The following is a 6,838-nucleotide window of genomic DNA, read 5'->3' on the forward strand; positions in this document are numbered from 1 at the left end:
ATTACAGTCTCTGGCTGGTACTGCTCATTTTTTGTACCTGCTCTTCAAGCCTGAGGCATCAAATATGACTTTTCCACTCAAATTGACAGCAATTCCTCTCTTAGCCGCATTTTTTGTCAATTTAGCTTCCGCTACATCGTCAGCAGACATTGCATTCACCGGGCTTCAGTTGAGTCGAAGTTGAAAGGCAAACAGCCCTGACAAGAAACACAAAAAATTCGGTTGAGTAGAAGCCATATTTTCCTAATGGTGTTCCTCTTTATTTAAGAGGAATCTATCGTCTCAGCCTCAAATATTTCCTTTTTTTGTAGTCGTTCAGCCCTCTTTACTGAACGAAGAATATCCCTAATCAGCTAAAGTCAACGTTGATTGGGAATGAACTTAATAGCACGTCTAACCAATCATCTAACAGCTAAATACTGCCGATTTCGGATCAGAACTATTTTGAGGAAATTCAATGGAAACGTGGCACGCCCTCATCGCAACTTCGACCTTCGTTGCTGTCATTTCCTTAATCATGACAGAGAAGATGCACCTAATGATTGCAGCATTTTTAGGTGCGATGATACTGGTTTTCACCAATATCATGACATTGACAGATGCCATTGGATACATTGCTCACAGCTATGCTACGTTGGCATTATTTTTTGGGGTTATGGTGTTGGTACGGGCATTTGAACCCACCAAAATATTTGAATACTTAGCTATCCAGATGGTGTTAATGGCGAAAGGGCAAGGTAAGCGCTTGCTCTTGGGCATTGTAGCCATTACTACGCCCATTTGTGCGATTTTACCCAACGCCACCACCGTGATGTTATTGGCACCGCTGATTCCTCCCATTGCTCAATCAGTTGGGGTAGATTTTGTACCCTTGTTGATTTTGATGGTGTTAATTGCTAATAGTGCTGGACTTCTAACTTTAGTGGGAGATCCGGCGACTTTTATTGTCGGAGATGCGATTAATATCAGCTTTAGTGAGTATCTGTTGCGCTTGAGTTTTGGGGGAGTACTCGCCATTGTTACTGTTTTGGTGATGCTGCCGTTTTTGTTTCCTAAAACCTGGCGAAAGCGTTTAGAAAATGTAGATAACCTCCCCCATCCCAAAATTAATCATCCGCGAGTTTTGGCAATGGGCGGTGTAATTGTTGCTTTTGTATTGCTGTTTTTTGTGGTGGGAGAGTCCCTACCCGTTCCAGTTTCTCCCGCCGCTGCTGCTTTGCTCGGTGCAGCCCTGGCGATGCTCCTGGCTCACCATAGCAAGATTGACTCGGTTAGCAATATCCTGCGGGATATTGATTGGAGCACTTTGATATTTTTTATGTCTACGTTTGTGCTGATTGGAGGATTGCAAAAAACGGGTGTTATTAGTGGTATTTCAGGAATTCTTGCTGTGATTTTAGGAAAAAATATTGCCTTTGGGGCGATCGCGTTGCTGGTTTTTGTCGGTTTACTATCGAGTGTCGTCCCCAATATTCCCCTAGTTGTGGCGATGGTACCGCTGTTGAAAGAGTATGTAGTCAATGTCGGGTTGGCAACTCCAGAAATATTAGACCCTAACTTCCAAGGACAGGTACCCCCCGAAGTGCTGCCGCTGTTTTATGCCATGATGTTTGGTGCGACGTTGGGCGGTAATGGAACATTAGTCGGTGCATCTTCTAATATCGTTGCTGCTGGGATTTCAGAATTGCACGGACGCCGGATTTCGTTTAAGAAATTTTTGCGGTATGGGTTACCCGTGATGGTGATGCAACTACTGGTAGCGGCGGTTTATGTGACTGTTTGTTTTTTGATGTGAATTGGGTAATTAAGAACCTACCGCAGGTTAAGGGGGTGGGGTAGTTCGCTCAAAGCTTTCTTTCTACAATGAGGTCAAAAAGCGCCGTAGTGCATTGCGATCGCGTTTTGACATTGTTCTGAATGCCTCTTGAGAGTTTTTTGCTTCACCACCATGCCAGAGAATTGCTTCCTCTAAAGTCCGCGCTCGACCGTCATGTAGATATCCCGAATAAGGTAGCACCGTCTGTGTTAGACCTAAACCCCATAAGGGCGGCGTTCGCCATTCTGATCCAGTGGCGGCAAAGTCCGGTCTGCCATCAGCTAGGCTTTGCCCCATGTCATGCAACAATAAATCGCTGTAGGGATAAATAGTCTGATTAGCGAGTGCCTGAATGGGATGCTCACCTGTACGGAGTTTTGCCACATGACAAGCGGCACAATTGGCTTGGCTAAATAACTCTTCGCCTCGCTTCACCTCTGGGTCATCCACTAAGGTACGGGCAGGAACTGCCAGGGTTTGGCTATAGAAGGTTGCTGCTTTTAGTGTCTTGTCATCAATATCGCTAGAACCATCTTTTTCTGGAAACAGGGGATTTGATACACCCATATCGTTGATATAGGCGGCGGCGGTTTGCTGTAGTAGGTTCGGCATATTTGCTTTATGACCAAAACGCCCTAGTGCCACAGCTTGTTTAGTTGCATCCCAAACTGGGTTAGGACGACCGGAGATGCCGTCACCATCTTGATCTTCTGGGTCAGCTAACGCCAAGATTGTTTTTTCGGGAATCGCTTCCATTAACCCCCGACCAAATACTGGGGTAGGGACACGCAAGGACGTTAAGATATCGCGGGGTAGTGGCTTGCCGTTTTGCAGGGTAATTTTTGTTACAGGCGATCGCAATTTGTAAGCCGTGCCATCTCCATACTGACCGGACTCTTCTCGCCACGACAATTCTACATTCGCCTCCGGTTTGTGACCGTAGATTGCCTGCCCTTGAATTTGGGTGCCGAGTCCGGGGACTGGAGGCGCATTTCCTAAGGTCACGGCTGCCTCTAAATGAGATTCACCAATCACTTGTTTCCCGGTATCAGCACCACCAGCGGAAATGGGTTTGTCTGCTTGCTGAAAGAGGGCTGGGTGAAGTGGTGGTAGGCTGACTCGCACCAGCAGTTGACCTTCAACGGGCATCCCGCGACCATCCCGACTGTGACAACCCACGCAGGAGGCATTGTTAAATAAGGGGCCTAACCCGGCATTGACTGGTGCTGGAGGAGTGACAAAAACCGCTTCAAAAGCGCGATCGCCCTCGATATGCTCGTCTAGCTCTGCTCTGCTCAAGTTGGGTGCGGGTTGTTCAAAGCTACGAGACGTGCGATTAAATACCGTTGTCTCTCCCCCTGCTAGCTGCATTTTTGGCTGGAACGCTGTGGGGTTAAGTAGGATTGATAGCGCTATCCCAGCGGCGATCGCTATGACAAAAAGACTCGCAAATTTGAGTTGTTTATTTCCAGGGAACTTCAGTAGCAAGGAGTCCATAATGTTTCTCTGGCTAGCTTTTGACTACGGGCAGAACTTCCTGCTCCATGGTTTCTTTTAAGGTGATGATTGCGGTCTTTGCCGATTGAATAGCATCAGCGGTTTTTGGATCATTAAAAGATTCTTCCAAGGGGTCAGGAATCTTATCTAGCGCGTCCAGAGAGGCAAGAAATTCTTGCTTGACCCGTGCATCTAAATCTGGGTTGACATTCGCAATATAGGCACTTAAGCCCGTCTCACTAGTATTGGTGTCCGGGAAACGACCGAGATAGACATTTTGAGCGCCCTTAACGTTGCTTTTTAAGTCGTTGAGGGTGTTGTGGCTAAATCGGCTTTCAAATAACTTCTCGTCTTTTGATTCAACGGGTTTAGCAATTTTTTCATTAGCCACCTCGTCCAGGCTGTCAATTATGCCCTGTACCATCTCCTGACCACCCGCCTCCAGCGTCAGATAGGTGCTGTTGCTACTTTCTCCAGCTGTCGCAATCACCTCCCGATAGGCTGGCTGACCTGCGATTCCCTTTGTCCAGCTCGTTACTAGCTGATCGGCAACATTGCTAAAGTCTGTACTGAGAGCCTGTAGGTATTCCAACTCTCGTTGGCTGAAATCCGCCACGTTCTTATTGTTGTCTTCTCCAAATAGCAGATATTCGATGACGTGAAAGCCTTTTTCGGTATCTTGCCGTTTTTGAACGTAGTCTGAGGTCAGTTGGTCTTTGCTATTGATGATTGCCTTGAGGTCGGTTTCATTGACGGGCCAACTATCCAATGCTCCGTCATAACCTAAAGAGTCCGCTGGCCCAAAGGTGAAGCTTTCACTCTGCTCCCAAGGGGAACGGGCGGCAACCCACGCCTCCTGAGCCGCTTTCAGGGTTTGGTCGTTGGGACTCTTAACGAAGGTATTAACAGCGTCTGATAATTCCTGTGCTTTGGTGGCAAATTCCTGATTTGTCGGAATGACAACGCGATCGGCAAAGTCTATGAGAATTTGCTGATCGTTAAACTGAGCGCCTGCTGTAGAGGAGACGCGATTGTCGCAACCACTCGCGATCGCCAACCCCCCCATTAATAGAGCGATCATAAATTTTGGCTGACCTGTTTGCCGGAATACCACTTTCAACGCTCCTATGACAGAAATTAAGGGCAAGATTTTGCCAACTTGTCTCAAGCAATTGAGTTAGTATCTCAATAAGATGCCTCGATCTCAAGAGTTTGTTGAATAGTCTTAGCAATTAAGACTACCTCTATGCTGATCGTGTCTGCCAAAAATGGGGTCTTGCTCCCTACTGCTGTCCGGGTTTGATCACCACCACACCGTAAGCATCTGGTGCCAGATACGCTTGCGCGGCTGTTTGTAGATCAGCCGTACTTAAAGATTGAATGCGATCGGGATAGGTGAGTGCAGGTGCCAAGTCTCCGATCTGAGCGTAGTAGTAGCCATACAAAGTCGTGCGATCGCTTGGCTTCTCATTCCCAAAGATAAAGCGATTAGCAATTTGAGTGCGGATACGTGCCATCTCTGACTCAGCGACTAACTCATTTTGAATTGTACGAATATGTTCTGCGATCGCGGCTTCCACGACTTCTAAATTTTCCTCCGGTAACTGGGCGGAAATATAGAACACCCCTTGTAGGCGCTGCGTCATATTGCTGACACCAATGTGACTGACAAGCTGCCGTTCCTCGCGCAAATCCTGCACCAGACGCGAAGTCCGCCCTTGCCCTAAAATCGCTGCCAACACATCCAAAGCATAGGTTTGCTCCAACTGCATCAGCCCTGGAACTCGCCACGTCATGATTAACCGTGCTTGCTGCAAGGTTTCATCGACAGACTCGCAGCGAACAATTTCCTTGAACGCAGGTTCCGGCTGAAAGTTGGTATTTGATAATTGGGAAGTCCCTTTCCCCGTTTTCCCTTGTCTTGTAAAGCTATCGGCGACAATTTCAATCAGTTCTTCCACGGGCAAATTACCGACAGCCACAGCCGTGATCGATTGCGGCTGATACCAATTGGCGTGAAAATCTCGCATTTGCTGAGCTTGGAGTTGCTCAATTACCTCAGAGGGGCCAAGTACCTGTCTTCTGTAGGGCAACTGCTCAAAGGCTGTCTCCATTGCCTTTCTGTAAGTGCGGCGACGGGGATTGTCATCTGAGCGACGAATTTCTTCCAACACCACCAAACGTTCCCGCTCAAATGCCTCATCGGGAATGCTGGGGTTTAATACCACATCAACCTGAAAAGGGGCGAGTTTAGCAAAATCCTGAGGAGCCGTAGTGATGTAATAGTGGGTGTAATCCTGGCTGGTAGCGGCATTAGTCACAGCACCGCGTTCTTCAATTAGACGCTCAAATTCCCCACTTTGCAAGCGTGGCGTACCCTTGAAAACCATGTGCTCTAAAAAGTGAGCCATGCCGTTAATATCATCGGATTCGACAGCAGAGCCAATATTAATCCACACGTTTAAGTTGACGGCTTCAACTGGCATCTGCTCTGCCACAATCGTCAGACCATTGGGAAGTTGACGGATAGTTGGGGCGTTGAGCGGCGGAGTTTTGAGCAACGTTGAGGTCATCGGTTGTTAATTATGAAGAACGCACACAAATACTCTTTTATCTTAGCTAGAGGAATTTAGCTACGACACGACACCCCCTGAATCAGCCTTGCCCCTTTCCTGCCGTTGTCTCCAATGGGCTTGACTACTCCCTTGATTAAAATCTCATACTTAATGAAAAATATTTGCAATTGCTGGCAACAATCCGCTAATCTATACCGAGATGTTTGTTGATGGCTATTCTCAACCTCTAGGAGTTAAAACTTGCTTCTACTTAGTTGACAACTTATCTCAATAAACTTATAGTGTTTTTCAGTATCCTCCTCGCGTTCTACACCAACGAGTCTGAAAGAGCAAATCGATCCCAGCTAGGACTTACGCACTGACCCCGAAATTGCGTCATTCTGAGCGATAGTGAAGAATCTCAAACCCTTGTTCTAGCGTTACGGTGCGTAAGTCCTACCAGCTTCAAATTCAAGCTATTAATTGGCTTTAAAGGGACAGAGTGAGCGATCGCTTCCTCTTTCTTCCTCGTTTTACATATTGAGAAAATATGGCATTTACAGAAAAGGTTTCCAACTTTGCCAACCTAATTTATTAAGAATAATTCTCAAATAATTTAGAGAAATCTTGCCACAGCCACGGTTAGCTCCTCAGTCATCTGAGTTGGTTCCAATTAAGTCTTCTTAGTTTCAATCCTTTTTCTAGGTAAATACAGGAGTAAATATGTCAAAGATTGGTCTTTTCCTAGAACACAAGCATTCGTCATTAGACATCTTGCACAAAGCCTCTAAACCCCTCTCCTTAGCAAGCTACCGTGTATACACAACCTTAAAATCAAGCTTTACCCCCCTAACCCCCCTTATCAAGGGGGGAACTAGGTTCAAAGTCCCCCGTGATATCAAAGGCGAAGCAACAATCTAGCTTCCCCCTTTTTAAGGGGGACGGGAGGGGGATCTCCGAGGCTCACAGG

4 protein-coding genes are annotated in these 6,838 nt (G+C 46.8%); 1 reads left to right on the forward strand and 3 read right to left on the reverse strand.

The annotated features are described in order from the left end of the window. Positions 1–457: 457 nt before the first annotated feature. Positions 458–1,795: an ArsB/NhaD family transporter gene (locus AC5JR3_RS03230; RefSeq protein WP_495842980.1), complete on the forward strand. Its 1,338-nt coding sequence runs from the start codon at positions 458–460 to the stop codon at positions 1,793–1,795. Positions 1,796–1,858: 63 nt separating this feature from the next. Here AC5JR3_RS03230 and AC5JR3_RS03235 read toward each other — a convergent pair whose 3' ends face one another. The 3 genes from AC5JR3_RS03235 to AC5JR3_RS03245 all read right to left on the reverse strand — a co-directional run bounded on the left by AC5JR3_RS03235 (position 1,859) and on the right by AC5JR3_RS03245 (position 5,886). Next, positions 1,859–3,313, reverse strand: a complete 1,455-nt coding sequence (locus tag AC5JR3_RS03235) for a di-heme oxidoreductase family protein (protein WP_495842981.1) — start codon at positions 3,311–3,313, stop codon at positions 1,859–1,861. A 13-nt stretch (positions 3,314–3,326) separates the two neighbouring features. Next, on the reverse strand, positions 3,327–4,427 hold the full coding sequence (locus AC5JR3_RS03240) for an imelysin family protein (protein WP_495842982.1): 1,101 nt from the start codon (positions 4,425–4,427) through the stop codon (positions 3,327–3,329). 169 nt (positions 4,428–4,596) lie between these two features. Then, a complete protein-coding gene (locus AC5JR3_RS03245) occupies positions 4,597–5,886 on the reverse strand; it encodes a M16 family metallopeptidase (RefSeq protein ID WP_495842984.1) in 1,290 nt (429 codons plus the stop codon). Positions 5,887–6,838: the final 952 nt, after the last annotated feature.

This window comes from Kastovskya adunca, assembly GCF_059505785.1.